The sequence below is a fragment of the Candidatus Methylomirabilis sp. genome, from assembly GCF_028716865.1.
Lineage (GTDB): Bacteria > Methylomirabilota > Methylomirabilia > Methylomirabilales > Methylomirabilaceae > Methylomirabilis.
In genome coordinates this window covers 15,586-31,867 of the sequence record NZ_JAQUOY010000028.1, presented here as the reverse complement: position 1 = coordinate 31,867, position 16,282 = coordinate 15,586, and the positions used below count along the sequence as shown (strand labels likewise).

General features: G+C 57.0%; 17 protein-coding genes. 8 read left to right on the top strand and 9 right to left on the bottom strand.

Annotation, left to right across the window (positions count from 1 at the left end; translation table 11 throughout):
• Positions 1-8 precede the first annotated feature (8 nt).
• Complete coding sequence (locus tag PHV01_RS10865) at positions 9-590, bottom strand: trypsin-like peptidase domain-containing protein (RefSeq protein WP_337291179.1); 582 nt, start codon at positions 588-590, stop codon at positions 9-11.
• A gap of 442 nt (positions 591-1,032) precedes the next feature.
• Here PHV01_RS10865 and PHV01_RS10860 point away from each other — a divergent pair, with 442 nt between their 5' ends.
• From PHV01_RS10860 to PHV01_RS10825, 8 genes are read left to right on the top strand one after another with little or no spacing between them, the layout of a single operon-like run.
• Complete coding sequence (locus PHV01_RS10860; RefSeq protein ID WP_337291178.1) at positions 1,033-1,842, top strand: hypothetical protein; 810 nt, start codon at positions 1,033-1,035, stop codon at positions 1,840-1,842.
• 16 nt (positions 1,843-1,858) lie between these two features.
• Entirely contained in the window at positions 1,859-2,548 is a 690-nt protein-coding gene (locus PHV01_RS10855) for a hypothetical protein (RefSeq protein ID WP_337291177.1), read from the top strand.
• A complete protein-coding gene (locus tag PHV01_RS10850) occupies positions 2,545-3,315 on the top strand; it encodes a fumarylacetoacetate hydrolase family protein (RefSeq protein ID WP_337291176.1) in 771 nt (256 codons plus the stop codon). Before PHV01_RS10855 ends, PHV01_RS10850 begins: the two co-directional genes overlap by 4 nt.
• On the top strand, positions 3,308-3,991 hold the full coding sequence (locus PHV01_RS10845) for a hypothetical protein (RefSeq protein ID WP_337291175.1): 684 nt from the start codon (positions 3,308-3,310) through the stop codon (positions 3,989-3,991). Before PHV01_RS10850 ends, PHV01_RS10845 begins: the two co-directional genes overlap by 8 nt.
• 28 nt (positions 3,992-4,019) lie before the next feature.
• Entirely contained in the window at positions 4,020-5,258 is a 1,239-nt protein-coding gene (locus tag PHV01_RS10840) for a homogentisate 1,2-dioxygenase domain-containing protein (RefSeq protein WP_337291174.1), read from the top strand.
• Complete coding sequence (locus PHV01_RS10835; RefSeq protein WP_337291173.1) at positions 5,259-5,825, top strand: YbhB/YbcL family Raf kinase inhibitor-like protein; 567 nt, start codon at positions 5,259-5,261, stop codon at positions 5,823-5,825.
• Positions 5,826-5,827: 2 nt separating this feature from the next.
• The gene (gene sixA, locus PHV01_RS10830) at positions 5,828-6,310 is read left to right on the top strand and encodes a phosphohistidine phosphatase SixA (RefSeq protein ID WP_337291172.1); all 483 of its coding nucleotides are present in this window, start codon (positions 5,828-5,830) and stop codon (positions 6,308-6,310) included.
• 53 nt (positions 6,311-6,363) lie between these two features.
• Positions 6,364-6,894: a hypothetical protein gene (locus tag PHV01_RS10825; RefSeq protein WP_337291171.1), complete on the top strand. Its 531-nt coding sequence runs from the start codon at positions 6,364-6,366 to the stop codon at positions 6,892-6,894.
• Between the two features lie 160 nt (positions 6,895-7,054).
• Here PHV01_RS10825 and PHV01_RS10820 read toward each other — a convergent pair whose 3' ends face one another.
• The 8 genes from PHV01_RS10820 to PHV01_RS10785 all read right to left on the bottom strand — a co-directional run bounded on the left by PHV01_RS10820 (position 7,055) and on the right by PHV01_RS10785 (position 16,254).
• Complete coding sequence (locus PHV01_RS10820) at positions 7,055-7,261, bottom strand: cold shock domain-containing protein (protein ID WP_012814387.1); 207 nt, start codon at positions 7,259-7,261, stop codon at positions 7,055-7,057.
• Between the two features lie 267 nt (positions 7,262-7,528).
• Complete coding sequence (locus PHV01_RS10815) at positions 7,529-7,981, bottom strand: hypothetical protein (RefSeq protein WP_337291170.1); 453 nt, start codon at positions 7,979-7,981, stop codon at positions 7,529-7,531.
• Between the two features lie 40 nt (positions 7,982-8,021).
• Positions 8,022-8,501, bottom strand: a complete 480-nt coding sequence (locus PHV01_RS10810; protein ID WP_337291169.1) for a c-type cytochrome — start codon at positions 8,499-8,501, stop codon at positions 8,022-8,024.
• Positions 8,502-8,553: 52 nt separating this feature from the next.
• Positions 8,554-9,441, bottom strand: a complete 888-nt coding sequence (locus tag PHV01_RS10805; RefSeq protein WP_337291168.1) for a substrate-binding domain-containing protein — start codon at positions 9,439-9,441, stop codon at positions 8,554-8,556.
• A gap of 186 nt (positions 9,442-9,627) precedes the next feature.
• Positions 9,628-11,457 carry a PQQ-dependent dehydrogenase, methanol/ethanol family gene (locus PHV01_RS10800; RefSeq protein ID WP_337291167.1) on the bottom strand — a complete coding sequence of 610 codons (1,830 nt, stop codon included), beginning with the start codon at positions 11,455-11,457 and terminating at the stop codon, positions 9,628-9,630.
• Positions 11,458-11,691: 234 nt separating this feature from the next.
• Positions 11,692-13,851: an FG-GAP-like repeat-containing protein gene (locus tag PHV01_RS10795; RefSeq protein ID WP_337291166.1), complete on the bottom strand. Its 2,160-nt coding sequence runs from the start codon at positions 13,849-13,851 to the stop codon at positions 11,692-11,694.
• Positions 13,852-14,033: 182 nt separating this feature from the next.
• Positions 14,034-15,269 (bottom strand): hypothetical protein, encoded by a 1,236-nt coding sequence (locus tag PHV01_RS10790; protein WP_337291165.1) that lies wholly within the window; start codon positions 15,267-15,269, stop codon positions 14,034-14,036.
• Between the two features lie 13 nt (positions 15,270-15,282).
• Complete coding sequence (locus tag PHV01_RS10785) at positions 15,283-16,254, bottom strand: TonB family protein (RefSeq protein ID WP_337291164.1); 972 nt, start codon at positions 16,252-16,254, stop codon at positions 15,283-15,285.
• Positions 16,255-16,282: the final 28 nt, after the last annotated feature.

Here is a 16,282-nt window from a genome sequence, read left to right as displayed (position 1 = left end):
CCTTGAACTCATTGCTGTAGCGATGCTTCTTCATCCGTCCTGTGGACACCTGACAGCGCTTGACGCCTCGCATTGGACCCCCCTCCATTGTTAGGTGTGGGTGTCCACTTTATTGGGGGAGGTACTCCGCCGCTGAACCCGGGGTTGTTATGGCCGTCAAGGAGGAACACTTCGTCACTTTGAAACAAGGAAACCGTTGCCTTCTTGACGAGCGGCAGCGGGTGCCCGTGCTCCGTCAGGAGAAACTTGCCGAGCAGACCATATGGAAACCCAAGAAAAAAGACATCCTGGCCGTAAATGACACCCTTGCTGGTCGGTTCCATCGTTAGTCGCCCAGGCGTGAGCTGACGGTCAACGGCCAGGACCGAGATGTCACGTTCTCCCGGAGCATGCCCAACGAGGCGAGCGGGACTCGAATTCCATACCCCGTGCGCAAAGATGTCGACTGCGCCAGAATCTTGCAATGTCGCTACGGCATGTCTCGCTGTCACGATGTACTGACGGTCGTCAACATCGAGCGTGAATCCCGTGGCCTCGTTTCCACCGTGCCGGATGCGGAATACGCGGTGAATGACGTTTGAGGTGATCATCTTGTCTGCTTAACTATTAAGTGAGCCGCTTGAGAGGCCGACAAAAGCCGACGGCCTATCTCCGAAGACGGCTCCACGTCTCAACAACGAATGTACTTGAAATCTCCCACACTTAGCCCAACCAGCCAAGACTATTCTGGCCGATAAACCCTGCCGGCTTCTGCGGCCCATCTCCCTAACAATTGGCAGCCTATCCAGTCTTCCGACAGCGACCTTCCCGCACCCAATCCGAGTCTCTCAACTGGGCTGTGGACCCCCCTACTCCCTCAGTTCAACACGTGAGTGTAGATCATCGTCGTATCAGAGAGCATAGTTCCTTGACATATCGTAAGTCACAGATTAGATTATAACTAGTTGCCAAATAAGGGCTTATAATACCTTTCCTGATTCTTGGCAGGCTTCTCATTACCGTTATTGATTTCCTGATGTCGGAGAGGGCGCCATGCAGAGCAATGCCGGACACAAGCGATTTGCCGCCTTCTGGAAGAAGGTCGAACTGAAGGTTCACCGGCATCAAGCGATCAGGAACAACAGGTTCTGTGCCTGGTTCAGTCGTGGGGAAGCCAACACCGCTCAAGTCATCCATTTCCTTGAACAGTTCGGGGTCTTTTCCAAACATTTTGTCCCAATACAGGCCAAGCGAGTCGCTCGCGCGACAAACCTTGAAGGCGAAAGGCTGGCGCGCCACATCCTTGTCAACGAATGCGGCGTGAGACTTGGCCAGGATAAGACCCCGGAGAACCAGACGTTCAGAACGGAGTGGGCACATATCGAATGGTTGCGCCAGACCTGCGCGCCACTCACACTGGATCCGGAGCGGTTAGGCAACTGGAGAACCGCCACCCCACCGACACGGCGCTTTCTCATTGAGCTTGAGAAGGCGTATGGAAGCCTCGATTGGCTGGTCGCCACCGGCGCCAGTTACGGAATCGAGACGTGGGCGGCGTGGGGTATCGGGAAAGGCGCGGAGGCGGAATCCAAAAACTTCTGGAAGCAGCTCATCATCGGACTGAAGGGCTACAATGACAAACAGCGTCTGCCCCATGGTCTGGAGCTGATCCCTCTCGGATTTTTCGAGCATCACTTCGAGCTTGAAACAGGGCATGGGGAGAATGTGCATGGCGAGCTGTTGAAAAGCTTTTCTCGCCCAGGGTTCGATGAAGACAAATTCATAGAGGGCGGGCGACGAGCGCTTGATGCCCTCTATATTTTCTGGGAAGGACTCAACTCGGCCAGGAAGGCTCTTGCGTGACGGACGCGAGGGGTCGATGAGGATCGCTGAAGGCGTGACGCTCGTATCGCCGACTCTGGATGCAGAGCGAGCGCGCAGGATCATCAGGGAGGCGAATCCATTCTTGACCGGGCAGCATCTGGCGTACCCCTCGGATCATGATGGACCACAGGTGCATCTCGAAGCCTACTTCTCCACCGAGGCAATTGTTCAGCTCTCGGAATGTGCTTCATGGCTCGTCGAAGACGTTGCGGCATGGATGACGGCGAAGGAACTCCGGCCTCAATGTATATTCGCTCCGGGTACTGGCGCAGTCCGGGTCTTCGTCGAGAGGCTTTCCAAAGCCGTTGGTGCCAAGCCGGTCTATCTCGAGACCAAGCCCAGCGGGCGATTCGGTAACACTACCGAGGGGAGCGTTCCCACCGACGCATCGGTGTTGACGTTTAATCTGACCAGTTTGACCGGCGGTCGGTGTATCGGATTTCGACTACCGGAAGCGGCCATCCGTGCCGGCGGTCACGTCATCGGTACGGCCGCGATTGCCCTCGGGACCTCACCACTCAACGAGGAGCTTCGGAACAGATTTTCTGACAACCTGTACATCGCATTCCACGTCGCAGTGACGAATCACAACCCGGATGCCTGCCCCGCGAATGCGCCCGGACTGCGTCCCTGGCAAGAGGCGAATGCGGAAATCATTGCTCGCCTGGAAAGGTCAAGCCCATGACCACTGCCTCGATCAAGGATCAGCTCACCTATCCGATCAGATTCCTGGACGGCATCTCCGATGCCAGACACATCATCGGCATGGGAAGGACTCGAGGGCTGAGCGATGAGGAGATCCAAAAAAGTCTCGAACTTCGCAGTGCCAGGTGGGCGTACTATGCGCTCGCCCTTGGTCGGCATGAGATCCACGACTCCGGCGAGACACTGCTCATTCCGCGCACGGTCCAAAGACCGGACTACGAGTTCGAGATTGCACTCCTGCTCGATCAGGCGACACAAGCAGGGTGGACCGAGGAAGAGGCGGAGGAGTTTCTGCGGGAGCATGGTCGTGTCACCATCCTCAACGATCTCTCCTGCCGGTGTCTTCAGGCAGAGGATAATCAACTGGGGCTTGGCCCTGCGCGGAGCAAGTCGATCCTCGGGAAGGCGCTCGGGCCGCGTTTTCTGCCGTATGCGGAGTTTACGAAGCGAAACCCTCACATCGTCCTGCGGGTGAACGGCGAGGTTCGTCTGGAAGCCCAGGCATGCACCGACTCGACATTGTGGACCTTTCCGAAAATCATCGCCTACCTCTCTCAACAGCCCTTGATTCTCGACGCCGGAACGCTCATCGGGTCCGGAACCTTTGGGGGCGGCTCGATCGCCGAAATGTCCGGGAAGTATCCCTGGCTTGCAGCGGACAATACGGTAGACGTCGTGGAGATGGAGGTCGAGGGGATTGGGATCCTGAACAACCCGTTCACGAGAGGGAGCAAAAAGGATGGATAGGGCGCATGTGGGGCCAGGCGGCTTGACCGAGGCGGAACGGGATCTCCTCCTGGCAGAACTGTGGGGTGCATTCACGTTGAAGCTCGATCATGCGGCGCTCGCGACACAGAGCCTCCGGGAGACTGCCTATCTGTTCATGCGCGCACTCCAGGGAGGTCAGGTGACCTACAAAAGCCACGATGTCAATGATCCGGAGGCCCCTTCCAGCATGAAGACCGTCGCCATCCAGCTCGGCAAGATGCCGGGGGCCGGCTATATCGCGCCGGTGGAGGGAATCGACCGGAGGGGAGAGTCGCAGGTCTCACACATTATCAAGTGCTGTGGAGAAGGGATCCAGCATATCGCGCTCCGCGTTGAGGGAGAATCGATCGAGACGTACCGTCGGATCACCGAGCAGCTTGGAGTCCACTACATCACCCCCATCCTATATGACGATCGCAGCCGGCTCCTGCAGATGTTCACCGGCTCGCTCTTCCGCTCGCCGAACCCGGCGGCCGGCCCCTTTCTCGAGCTCAATCAACGCCTCGACCTGTTTGATCGCGATCCCACGCATTTCCACCATGCCACGGTCCAGGCGCTGTATCGGTGCATGGAGGAGTTCCAAGAGGCCGGCAACCCGATCTGGGTCCTTGATTTTGACGCCATCCCGCCGGACTGGGACCCGTTCTCAGAATGAGATGAGTGTGCGTAAAGGATAGACACAGATGGAGTACGTTCCAAAGCTTATGAATCTGACACAGACCGAGCGACGGATCCGGTCTGACTATCAGACGGCTCTTACGGACTGGCACGGGAGCGGCCGCCCTCCGAGGGATCTTTCGAGCTACAAACTCGAATTCGGCACGGAACTGCTGATGGAGCGCCCTCCAACCGCCATCGTCGAAAGCACGATGATGCCCGACCACCCCTTGTTTAACGCGCACGTCGAACGGCCTATAGGGGAGGATCGTCCTCTCCGGAGGCACGCCTTCCACGCTACAGAGATGGCCACGTCCGGCTCCTTCGTCCCTATTCTCTCAAGCAACGATGTCACCATTCGGGTCTGTAATGGCGATTTCGGGGACGCCGGAAAGTGGCAACCGCTCTCTCGCCATGCGGACTGCCATGAGCTCTATTTTGTTCATCGGGCCGAACACCCCTTGAGTCTCATCACCGATTTCGGACTGCTTGAACAGATTCGGGAAGGCGATTTCGTGTTCCTCCCGCGAGGCGCCACCTATTCGTTTCTCTTGACCGGCAGGGTATCTATCCTCCTCTATGAAATCCCGAAGCGGCTGTTTCGCCCCTACGATTACTGGATGGGCGATCAGCAGCCCTGGCCCTTTTCACCGGCAGCGCCGATTCCGCCGGAGCCGAAGCCTCTTGCCGCCCTTCATCCGCCGCTCAGCGGCGACGAGGCTACGAAGGTTATCGTCAAAAGACGACTGGGCAACTTCACGTTACTTACATACGCAGCGCCGGTCTTCGATATCGTGGCGTGGGAGGGAGAGGTGTGGCCGTTCATCTTGCGCCTGGACGATCTGGTTGCGCTGTCCTCGCCACACGTTCACCTCGATCCGAAGAAGCTCACCGTCTTCGTGAGCGAGGATGAAGGGATGGCGATGCAGGTTTTTCTGCCTCGATGGATCCACAGCCTGCCGTATCACCATCTCAATTGGGTCGATGAGGTCCTCTTCAACCACAAGGGGTACGGCGCGCGGCCAGAGATCACAGACGGATTCATGACGTTACATCCGGCCGGTCTGGCCCACGGCCCAGATCTGAGGCTCCTGGCCAACATCGCTCGGAAACAGACGCCTGGCCCGAAAGACCTGCCATTTCTGGAGGAGATCGCCGTAATGGTAGAATCCAGATCGCCGTTCGTTGTCCTGAAGGATGCGGAGAAGGCGGAGTTGAAGGGGTACGACCAATCCTGGTACCGGCAGTCGATTGAGAAATGCTGAATGCGTTGTCGCGAAGCTCTGGAAGAGACGATGGCCCCGTTCGGAGTGGGGATGAGGCTGGCTATCGCTGTTGGGCTTGCCGCGCTGCTGATCGGCGCAGGAGGGGCGAAGATGGAACTGAAGAGTCAGTCGTTTCAGGCTGGTGAAATGATTCCAGCCAAGTACACGTGTGATGGGCAGGACATCTCCCCACCGCTAAGCTGGTCAGACCCCCCGGCCGGGACGAGTGGCTTTGCCCTCATTTCGGACGATCCTGATGCCCCCGTCGGCACGTGGGTCCATTGGGTCATGTGGAATATCCCCGCCGGCGCCAGGGCGCTCGATGAGAATCTACCCAAGACAGCGTCGCTGCCGAACGGGGCCAAACAGGGAACCACCGATTTCCGGCGGATCGGCTATGGCGGCCCCTGTCCACCTTCCGGGACCCATCGGTATTTCTTCAAACTATATGCGCTCGATACGGCGTTGGACCTCCCCACAAGCGCGACCAAGAAGGATCTGGAGAAGGCGATACAGGGTCATATCCTCGGCCAGGCGGAGTTGATGGGAACATACCGCCGGAGGTAAGGATGGCCGTCGAAACGGTGTTGCGGCACTACCTGATGCGACATGGAGCGGCGAAGGCCGACATGGAGGATCCGGCCCGGCCACTGAGCGATCGCGGGCGCGAGGAGGTGCAGCGAGTAGCCCGGCACGCCGCGATCCTGGGACTTGAGGTGGCGCAGATCCGCCACTCGGATAAGCTGCGCGCACGGCAGACCGCCGAGATTCTGACCGAACACCTCGCGCCGCGACTCGGCATCCGGCAAGTCGAGGGGCTCGCGCCGGGTGACGAGCCGGATAGAGTTCGCACCGAGCTGGAGGCCGCCGGGGAACCACTGATGCTCGTGGGCCATCTGCCGCACCTGAGCCGTCTCGTCTCGGCTCTGGTACTCGGCGATAGCGAGGAGGAGATCATCCGGCCGGATACGGGGACGATGGTCTGCCTGGCCAAGACCGAAAGGGGCTTTCGACTGCTGTGGGTCCTCACCCCTGAACTTGTTCAGGCATAGGGCATCAGGATAAACGTCAAGACAACAGGACTGAGTCGGGCGATGGGAGGGCGATGAGAGCACTGCTGATCACGTTGCTGGGTGGGTGGATTACAGGTACCTTGCTGATGGCGTTCGTGGCGACGCAGAATTTTCGCACAGTCGATCGGCTGCTGTCTGCGCCAACTGTTGAGTTCTCGCGCGCCATCACGCCCCTTGCGCACGATGAGGCCCGCAGTGTCCTGCGCTATCTCGTCGCAGAATTAAATCGGCTTTTTTTCAGCGCTTGGGGGCTTACTCAACTTGCGCTCGGCGCAGCCATCGTCGCGACCGCCTTCGGGCTGAGACCCCTGGACCGCACAGTGATCACTATTGCCGCAATGGTCTTCGTCATCGTCATTGTGTTGCTACTGCTCAATCAACTGCTGCTGCCGCTCGGCCGAAGTCTGGACTTTGTTCCCAGGACCATGGTGTCCCCTGAGCTGATACGCTTCCGGAAACTTCACCTGATCTACACCGCCCTCGATATGCTCAAGCTGATCCTCTGCGCCTGGCTGCTGATTCGCTCCGCTCGCCAGGCGAGCCTTGCCACCATAAAGCGCTGAGCCGAGGACGGTTGGCGAGGCCCTCTACATATGGGCCGTTTTCGCCATCAGCGGGAAGAGAACTTCTAGGGTGAGGTGGAAATCGCGTTACCCGGAAAGAGAACGGCCTCCCGGAGGGATCTCCGGAAGGCCGTAATGGTTCAGACCGGACGTAAGCGAACTATGCTGCTCTGGTAACGTTAGCAGCCTGCTTACCCTTTGGCCCATCTACGACGTCGAACTCCACAGCCTGCCCTTCATTGAGCGACCGGAAGCCGGATCCGGAAATCGCGGAATAGTGCACGAACACATCATCGCCGTCTTCCCGTGCAATAAAGCCGTAACCCTTCGCATCGTTGAACCACTTTACAGTACCCGTAACTCGCATCAAACTCTCACCCCCCTTCCATTTGAACTCTCGAGGCCATGCCCCGATAAACAAAAACCGCGAAAGCCTCATCCAGCAGCTTTCGCGGTTCTCTACCTTTCACAACAAAAGCGTGCTACGAAGACAGGTGTAGAATAAATACAATGCATCGCGATGTCAAGAACTTTTTTAGACGTTCTCCATCCTCAGAGAATCAAATCCTGACACATTCTTCACGAATTCCGCCTATGCAATGACGATAAAACGAAGAGTTGCTGCGCGAAGCATCTACGGACCAACCACATTCCGCGATAGCTCAACCTCAGTGACCTTTTTTCCCCGCTCACTGCTGATATTAATGTTGAATTGATCTTTGGGGTCCCTGCTGAACAGGATAAGGGTGTTCAGGAGCTTTCCAGAGTCGATCTGAGAGATTTGTGCATTCCGATCCACCTTCTCCTGATAGAATTTCACGACTTGCTTGTACGGTGCGTTGATCGTGAAGCTGACCTGAACCCACCGCGTCCCTTCCCCTTCTCCGGCCCGACGAACGATAGTAGAAGGAATCGTCTTGGGATGAATCGGAAGACCAACATCGTCCTGAGCAAAGGCCGGCGAGATAAGAAGGGGTACAGCCGAGAGCACAAGCGCCAACACTACAACCGCCCGTCTGACCATTGCGAGACGCTTGGCTGCTGAACTAAAGAATATCACCGAAAGGCAGACGATCAAAAGTGTCATCGAGTGATCAGCACAGCACCCGGCCCCGTCTTCTCTTTTCCTACCAAACGATCCTATCCGGATCTCCTTTATAGATGGATCGGATCCAGGCGATAATCTTCCAGACCTGCTCATCTGTGAGGTTTGCCCCAAAAACCGCCGGCATGGTCTGTCCCGGATAGGTCCCCTTAATCACCTTGAAGTAAGTCTCATCATCACCGCCAAACTTCCAGGCATCACGTATGAACGGTGTGGCCCCGGCCATCGCGCCGCCACCGCCTGAGCCATGGCAGCCCGGACAGCCGGCCTGCAGATACAATTGGCGCCCCTCTTTAATTGCATCCGGATTTCCGGTGAATGGATTAAGCTTTTTTGGCTTCTGCTGATCCGCAGGTGCGGGGGCCTCTGATGCTTTCGGCTGTTGACCGGGCGCTTCAGTCTTTGCAGGCTCCTGCTGGCTCTGAGCCGTAATACTCTGAGCGCATCCCAACATCACAAGGGCCAGGACTGACGTAGTGAGAAGCCACTTTTTCTGTCTCATGGTTATTGTTCCCCGTTCTTTTCAGGTGAGGTTAGGCCCCTTTCACCCAGTGTTAGTAAGAGGTGAGGGGATCGTCCCGATCGAAACGACGGTAAAAGACCTCCCCCGGCTTCTCTTCCACCTTTGGAAACTGCTCGCGCGCCAGGAGTGGTAGGAGGGGCACGCCATAATCCTCCAGGATTTTCCTAATTTCGGCATGCCGTCTATTAATCGCCTGCTCCAGTTCAACTTTCAGTGCCGTATTGCCTTCCTTCACTCCCATAGAAAACTCGAAGGTGAAGGGGATCCCCGGTTCCCCACCCTGAAGGGGGACCACCTCGATAGGTGACGTTCCGTTCATCCGTTTGACAAAATAGCCAGCCATTGGCCCCCAATCTATCACGACATCGATCTCGCCGGTCATGAGGTCCTGCAGGATCTTCTCTGAACGCTCATTCTGCGAGCCATATAAGAGGCTGTAGCCCACAACGTTTGTCCTGATGTCCCTATTGGCCAATGCCTCCGCCGGTGGGGTATTGATATAGACCCCAATCTTCAGACGCTTCAGGATCGGATCATCGAGTGATCTGATCTGAAATCCCCGATCTTTGGGGTAGATGATGACATACGCTGAGCGATAGTAGGGCTTGGTCCAGAGAACCTGATCCCAACCTTGGGGGATCGAGATCATAACATCACAAAGTTCTGGCCGTAACGCTCTCCGAACTAACCCCCGCTGATGCGGCCACCAGAAATAGGTGAGATCTACCTTCAATTCCTTGGCGATGACCTCGGCAATCTTGTTCTCAAACCCTTCCGATTGCTTATTCGAAAAGGGCATGTTATCCGGATCACCGCAGGCCCGGAGTTGGGTAATGTGGCCCCCCCAAGCCGACCAGGCAAAGGGAGAGAGGATCATTGCAATCACGAATCCGCCGGCAATCGCAAACCGTCGACTCATCATACTTCCTTAGAAATAGGGGCTTAGGCTGACGACTGAAGGCCGTTAGGTAATCCTTCCTTCAGCCTTCGGTTCAGTCTATCCACCGGTCTTACCTTACGAACTCATCGTTGACTAACTGTATTGTAGCATAAAAAACCGGCGCCGAAGGTACAATCCTTCGGCGCCGGCATCAGGCATACTTGCTTAGAGGCCGAAGACGTACAGCGTTCCGCCCTTGCTCGTGGCCATCGGCAGCTTGGACAGGTAGGCAGCATTCACCCCACCTAACGCCGCGGTCGGATCATCGGGTGGAAGGTCGAGCGATACGGTAGCACCGAACCATCCGCCGACTCCGGAGTAGACGGCAACATACTGCTTGCCGTCAGGCCCCTTGTAGGTGATCGGATTGCCGATGATCCCGGAACCGACCTTGTGCTTCCATAGGAGCTTCCCACTGGTGGCATCGACCGCCTTGAACCAGCCGTCCATTGTGCCGTAGAAGACTACATTGGACGCGGTCGCGACCGGCCCGCTCCATGGGGGTTGCTGCTCTTTGATTTCCCACACCCTTTTGCCCTTGGCAACATCCCAGGCGATAACATCACCCCACCAGTTGTCTTTACCCTCGTGCCCATTGAACATCAGGACGTTGGCACCCACGTACGGAGCCCCCGCCGTGTACTGAACCAGCACGCCCTCGTAGTTCATGCACATGTTGTTGACGGCAGCGTAGAAAAGGTTCGTATTCGGGGAGTAGGCAACAGGTACCTGGTTCTTCCCGCCCATCGCGCATGGGCAAATATTCTTGGTGTCTGCACCCTGCTTGGTTAACTTCTCTTCGTTCACGATCGGCCGCCCTGTCTTCAGGTCGACCCCCTTCGCCCAGTTGACATAGACGAATGCGTCGGCCTTGAGCAGTGTGCCGTTGGTGCGGTCCAGGGTGTAGACAAAGCCGTTCCTGTCGAAGTGAGTGAGAACCTTGAGTTTTTTACCACCGATCGTCTGATCGGTCAGGACGGACTCATTGATCCCATCGTAGTCCCAGTTATCCCACGGGGTCATCTGATAGGCCCACTTGGCCTTTCCTGTGTCAGGATTACGGGCCCAGATGGTCATCGACCACTTGTTATCGCCGCCCTTCCGGGGGGCAGGGTTCCAGGTCCCGGGGTTGCCGGTGCTGTAGTACAACAGATTCAGATCAGAATCGTACGACCAGTAACCCCAAGTCGTGCCGCCGCCCGTTTTCCACTGCTCGCCGGGCCAGCTTTTGGTCCCCTCGCCGAATCGTCCGTAATGCGGGTTGGCGGCGTTGAAGTCCTTCTCAAGCATGAGATCTTCATCGGGCCCGGCACTGCGGGCCTTCCAGATCTGCTTACCGGTGTTGACATCATAGGCCGCCACCCAGCCGCGAACTCCAAATTCGCCTCCGGCAACGCCGACGATGAATTTATCATGAATCACCATTCCGACGCCGGTATTGGTCTCACCCTTGGATGGATCGGCATTTCTGGTCTTCCAGAGTTCCTTGCCGGTCTTGGCATCGAGGGCAATCACGATTCCATCAAGCGTCTGGTACAGGATCTTGCCGTTCGCATAATTAAGGCCTCGATGAACGAGGTCACAACAGGCGACGGGAACCGCCTTTGGATCATGCTTCGCCGCATACTTCCACTTGATCGGCGCCCCTTCTTTTGACAGGTCGAGCGCATAGATGTTGTGCGAATTGCCTGAGGAATAGGAGCTGTGGACATACATCGTGTCGCCGATAACCAGCGGGCCTCCCTCTTGGCCGTTTAATGTCCCCAGTGAGAACGACCAGGCGACTTTCAGGTTTTTCACGTTATCGGGCGTAATCTGGTTCAGGTTGCTGTAGCGGGTCGCCGCATAGTTCTTACCCTGTATCGCCCATTGGCCGTCGTCTTTCTGCAGCTTCAATATCTCATCGTTGGCGGAAACCATGGGCGCCGTCACTACAAGGCTCCCAACCAGGATCAGCAGACCCCCGATCAGTGACGTACATCGTTTCACGCTCATTGAATGCCTCCCTCTTGATGCGGTCCTGTTGCTTCCCAAGAACTCTCTTCCGAAAAATTGTATCGTACTTCTCTCAAATACCCCTATTGCCCCTACTTCACTTATGCCGTCTTTCAGGCAATGCGTTCCATACACTCATGAGAGCAACGATGTAAAGCGACTTTTTCACCCCTCCTTTCCTTGACCCACTTTTTACGATTAGACAGATCGCTCAACCTCCTATAATACAACACCTCACCGGATGGAGGAAAACACGCTGATGATACCACGCGACCCGTCCTGCAGATATGCGGCCAGACCCTTTTCCTTGACAGCCGACAGCACAATCAGATCCTTCCTGCCGGCACCGTTCAGATCGGCCAAGGCAACGTCACGCACCCTCCCCTCAAGAGTGGTCTCCCACCCCCGCGCAAAGATTCCCTCTTGACGGTCAAACGTCACAACCTGGCTAGGCAGAGATGACTCACTCCGGAATAGCCCGATCTTTTTTGGATTGACAAAGGTCAGAAGCTCTGTCCTGGCGTTACCCCATAGGGGCGAGGCCTCAACAAGAACCCGGCGCGGTAGGACCTGCAACGCAGCATACTCTTCCGGAGTAATCGGGATCCCCGATTTGAGCCCGTACTTAGCCTGAAGAGCTCGGTACGTAGGGATGTGGGAAAAGGCGAGGTGATCAACCTCGCCCAGGTCATCTTTACTTTCCCAGGATGGCTTACCCTCGCTCCCATATGCCTTGACCCGCTGCTCACTGATGACAGCAACCTCTGATATCTGATCGCCGGTAGCACTGATCGGCGCGAATTCGTAGAGATTCTTCACCTGGGCCGGGAGGGTGAGCGGCTGTCCTTCGACATACCGCTCGCCATTCCAAGACAGCCGGATGATCGGCCCTTCAAAAGCGGTCAGTTCCCCCATCCGCTGACCGACCAGGATAGGTGTCTCGATGCCGGGGCCCATGACCACGCGAAGGAAATAGCCCAGATGATCGGCGATCCGAACGAGTTGACCCCCTTGAAGTTCCAGGATAAACGAGTGAAGATCATTCCGAGCCCCGGACAGAGCCGTGACGACGATCTGAGCATGGCCACGGCCGTTAATATCTCCGACGTCAATGTGCAGGTGGCGAATAGACCGGGGACTGCTTACCCTGGCAATCGGCGCCAGTCGTTGATTCTGCCACCGATAGACAATCACCTCAGAGGCGGTTATCCCGACGATCTCGGGCCGCTGATCCCCATCCAGATCTCCTGCCGCCAGCGCGAGAAGCGGATCGGGCAGTTCGAATACGACAGACTCCTGCAAACCCTTATTATGATCGGAACGCGCCGGTCCATCCTCAGCCACAGCGAGCGACGATGCGGCCCCTGGCTTTCGCAGCGCCTCTTCGGCAACCACACCCTTGTGGGAAGAGGCTATCTCTGAACGGGAACCTTTCGGTTGCTCGGCAGCTCTCAAAGGCTCGGAGCTTTGACGCTCCGAATGGATGGAAGAGGGTCGTGATGTTGCTGTGAGGGCCTGCTCTGATAGAGGTCTGAGGGTTGACCCTGACGGGCGCGAGGGAGCGGCCATGACCATCGGCCCACGTTCCGTGACCTCGACACTCGCAACAGTCAATGGCGCTCCGGTAAAGACCGACATGACCTGCAGATTTAGGAATAGTCCCTGGTGACCAGGGCTGAGTTTACCCAGAACGAGGAGCTGAACGTGCGCCTTCTCCGCCAACAGTTTCAGGGTGGAGGGATCGCCGAATGATTCCACCCGCGAGGGATGCTCCCCCGCCAGCGCTGCTCTGAGGAGAGGATCCTCGATCACGATAAAGTGACCGGTCTTGGCGAGCGCAATGGCCAGATCTTTCGTGACCGAATGGACATTCGCTTCCTTGACCCCGCCGGCATCGATGAGTGGAAGGGCAACCAAAAGACGGTCCGAACTGACCCGGACCAAATCCTTGGCCCTAATGATAGATCCTTCTTCTCTGGAGACAATGGCGGCCTCCGAGAATTTCTCTTTTACCTCAACAACTCTGAGGAGACCAAGCTTTTTATCCCGCCTCCCCAGAACTTCGCCGGTCACCGGGTGCTTGACCTCATCTCCCTCCCGGTAGACCTGTAGTTCCATCCCCTGGTACACCTGCTTAGCACCCAGGTCGATCAGGACCCGGTCCCTCTCGACTCCGGTCACTGATCCCTTAACGACTGGAAAGGCGTCGGCGAGCTTGGCGGCGGCCTCCTCGGCGGCTTGACCAAAGGCGGGCTCCAGAGCGCGAGCTTGAGAGGCCATGAGAGGAATGAAAATAGCGACGGCGAGAGCAAGAAAGACCAGCCCGCGCCAGCCACAGGAGGGAGCAACTCTGACCGTTTTCGTGTTTTTCACAAAGAGGGTGAAAACCTTCATGCTCTTGAACGCGATCAGCACCAACTCGATTGCATCCAGGAAAAACGGCGCACGTCCCTCGCGCCCAGGAGAGCCAACCTTTTCAGAGACGCTGTTTGATGCGGTGGGTTTTTATATCTCACTCACACCAATCTGTCAAGCAATTTTTCTCTCGAATATACGCCGTTTTGAGAGGCTGAACATTACGGAATCTTGGGCATCAGAAGGCGCGGCGGGCTGTCTGCTCGCGCTTCGCTTACCAACTCCTTGCTCACAACCTTCCCTCCTGCAAAGCGAAACCGGGCACGAACCTTGCCATTGTAATCAGTGTCCTCTTCCTGAAATACCTTTTCGCCTATCTCATTATACGAAACCCAGACATCCGGTCGGCCATCCCCATTCGTGTCGTACTCTTCTCTGATAAGGCGGCCATGCTCAAAGAAGCGAACCAGGTCATACCGCCCCTCATATTTGGTATCAACCTCCTGCCGCTCCATATCTCCCTGCCGAAAGTAGGTCACGACATCCTTCTTCCCCTGCCGCCTGGTATCCTGCTGTCGTTTGACCGGCTTACCGTTCTCGTACCAGTCGATCAGATCCGGTTGACCAGTTCCCTGCGTGTCCTCTTCTCGACGGGAAAGGATGCCCGCCTGGAAGAAGTAGGCGATATTCGGCCGACCTTGACCAAGAGTATCCTCCTCTTGCCTGATAATCTGTCCGTTCTCATAGTAGGCCCAGACGTCAGGGCGCCCGGATCCCTTTCGGGCAGCCTCGCGCCGGATCAGGCGCTCGTTCTTGTCGTAATACGACCAGCGGTCGATCCGCCCCGATCCGTTCGTGTCCTCCTCACGCCGCAAGAGTTTCCCCTCTTGATAATAGGAAAAGCGCGTCGGCCGACCGATTCCCTTTGCGTCCTCCTCATCCCGGATAAGCACGCCGGCAGCATCATAATACGACCAGAGGGTGATCTTTCCATCGCGGTTCAACGATTCCTCGGTCCGGACTGCCTTCCCTTTCTCGTAGAAGATGAATCGATCGGCCCGGCCATCGGCATCCAGATCCTGCTCTGCCTTGATCGGGACTCCCTGATGGTACGTAATCCAGACATCGGGCTTCCCGCCGCCGTTGCTGTCTTTTTCCGTCCTCTCCACCTGACGATCTGCAGACAGGTGGTACCAGGTATCGGGTTTACCGTCCTTATTCGTGTCTACTGCCTGGAGGATCGGACGTCCATCCTGGTAGGTGATCCAGGTATCGATCCGCCCGGAGCCAGCGCTATCGACCTCCTCCCGAATCACCTGCCCCTTCTTATCATAGAAATACTTGCTCGCCGGCTCGGCTCCGCCTGCATGATGAGCGAAGGAGATGAAGAGAAAGAGGGCAAGGAAAAAAGACAAGAATGTGAAAAGAGACCTCGAACTGTGTAAGATAGCCGTCACACCCTACCCCATATCAGTTGAGCGCGAACTTCACCGGAAGCAACACCCAACTTTCTACCAACCTCCCACCTTTCTTGGCAGGAAAAAATGCCCACTCCTTGACCGAATCCACCGCCGCCCGGTCAAGAATCTCATAGCCGGAGGTTCGATCGACAGCAAGTTGCCCCACACGACCATTCACCTGAACCAAGACTCGCAGGTAGACCGTTCCTTCATAACCTTTTTCCCGTGCTAAAAGAGGGTACTTGGGAAGCGGATTGATTCCGTAGTTCGGGGCCGCGAATCCCCCTCCAGCGCCCCCGTTACCTGCCCAGCCAACTCCTCCGCCTGCCTTGCCCTGGGGAGAACCAATAGTCACTGATGGGGTAAGCGGCGCGGCCAATGCTGCGTCGAGTCGGCCCGCTCCACCCCGCCTTGCTGAGCCGGAGCCGATTGCACCATCCCCGTCAGAACTAAGCAGGACCGGCCCCGGCGATAGGCTGCCTGCCGCAAAGGCGCCCGGCGTGCCAGCACCCACCGCATGTGATCCACTATTGGATATGCCGACAGCCTTCGGTCCGCCGATTCGCTCATCCAGCGTCACAGGCGCCTCAGCCGTCGATAACGGCCTGGCGACCTCCGATGGTTGGGAGGAGACGATATGAGGCTGAGAGGCCTGCTTTGGACCAGCAGCCCCAGCTGGTTGCTTCGTGCGGGTGTGGACAAGAGGTCCCGACGGAGCGGATGATTCGGAATTCTCACTTCCAATGATGGTGACAACAAGGGGCCGCGGAACTGATGGGGTCACGGGAAGCCCAAAACTGATGACAGCCCAAGCCAGGATCAGGTGGAACCCGGTGGAGCTGAGGAGAAATCGGCCTAACGGAAGCGGTCCGGTCCGCGATTCAACCAGCAACGCCATGGCAGGGTGGACCGCATCGGGGGCCCGGCCGACTGCGGTATGACCTCCTTGACGTCCAAGCGTGAAGCTATCCTTTGGTGCCATAAAATAATTATAGCGGATCGTTACGGCG

Coding starts and splice junctions, on each gene's coding strand:
- PHV01_RS10855 (WP_337291177.1), top strand. CDS start 1,859: ATGAGGATCGCTGAAGGCGTGACGCTCGTATCGCCGACTCTGGATGCA.
- PHV01_RS10825 (WP_337291171.1), top strand. CDS start 6,364: ATGAGAGCACTGCTGATCACGTTGCTGGGTGGGTGGATTACAGGTACC.
- PHV01_RS10845 (WP_337291175.1), top strand. CDS start 3,308: ATGGATAGGGCGCATGTGGGGCCAGGCGGCTTGACCGAGGCGGAACGG.
- PHV01_RS10810 (WP_337291169.1), bottom strand. CDS start 8,501: ATGAGACAGAAAAAGTGGCTTCTCACTACGTCAGTCCTGGCCCTTGTG.
- PHV01_RS10850 (WP_337291176.1), top strand. CDS start 2,545: ATGACCACTGCCTCGATCAAGGATCAGCTCACCTATCCGATCAGATTC.
- PHV01_RS10815 (WP_337291170.1), bottom strand. CDS start 7,981: ATGACACTTTTGATCGTCTGCCTTTCGGTGATATTCTTTAGTTCAGCA.
- PHV01_RS10785 (WP_337291164.1), bottom strand. CDS start 16,254: ATGGCACCAAAGGATAGCTTCACGCTTGGACGTCAAGGAGGTCATACC.
- PHV01_RS10795 (WP_337291166.1), bottom strand. CDS start 13,851: ATGAAGGTTTTCACCCTCTTTGTGAAAAACACGAAAACGGTCAGAGTT.
- PHV01_RS10840 (WP_337291174.1), top strand. CDS start 4,020: ATGGAGTACGTTCCAAAGCTTATGAATCTGACACAGACCGAGCGACGG.
- PHV01_RS10860 (WP_337291178.1), top strand. CDS start 1,033: ATGCAGAGCAATGCCGGACACAAGCGATTTGCCGCCTTCTGGAAGAAG.
- PHV01_RS10865 (WP_337291179.1), bottom strand. CDS start 590: ATGATCACCTCAAACGTCATTCACCGCGTATTCCGCATCCGGCACGGT.
- PHV01_RS10835 (WP_337291173.1), top strand. CDS start 5,259: ATGCGTTGTCGCGAAGCTCTGGAAGAGACGATGGCCCCGTTCGGAGTG.
- PHV01_RS10820 (WP_012814387.1), bottom strand. CDS start 7,261: ATGCGAGTTACGGGTACTGTAAAGTGGTTCAACGATGCGAAGGGTTAC.
- PHV01_RS10805 (WP_337291168.1), bottom strand. CDS start 9,441: ATGAGTCGACGGTTTGCGATTGCCGGCGGATTCGTGATTGCAATGATC.
- PHV01_RS10800 (WP_337291167.1), bottom strand. CDS start 11,457: ATGAGCGTGAAACGATGTACGTCACTGATCGGGGGTCTGCTGATCCTG.
- sixA (WP_337291172.1), top strand. CDS start 5,828: ATGGCCGTCGAAACGGTGTTGCGGCACTACCTGATGCGACATGGAGCG.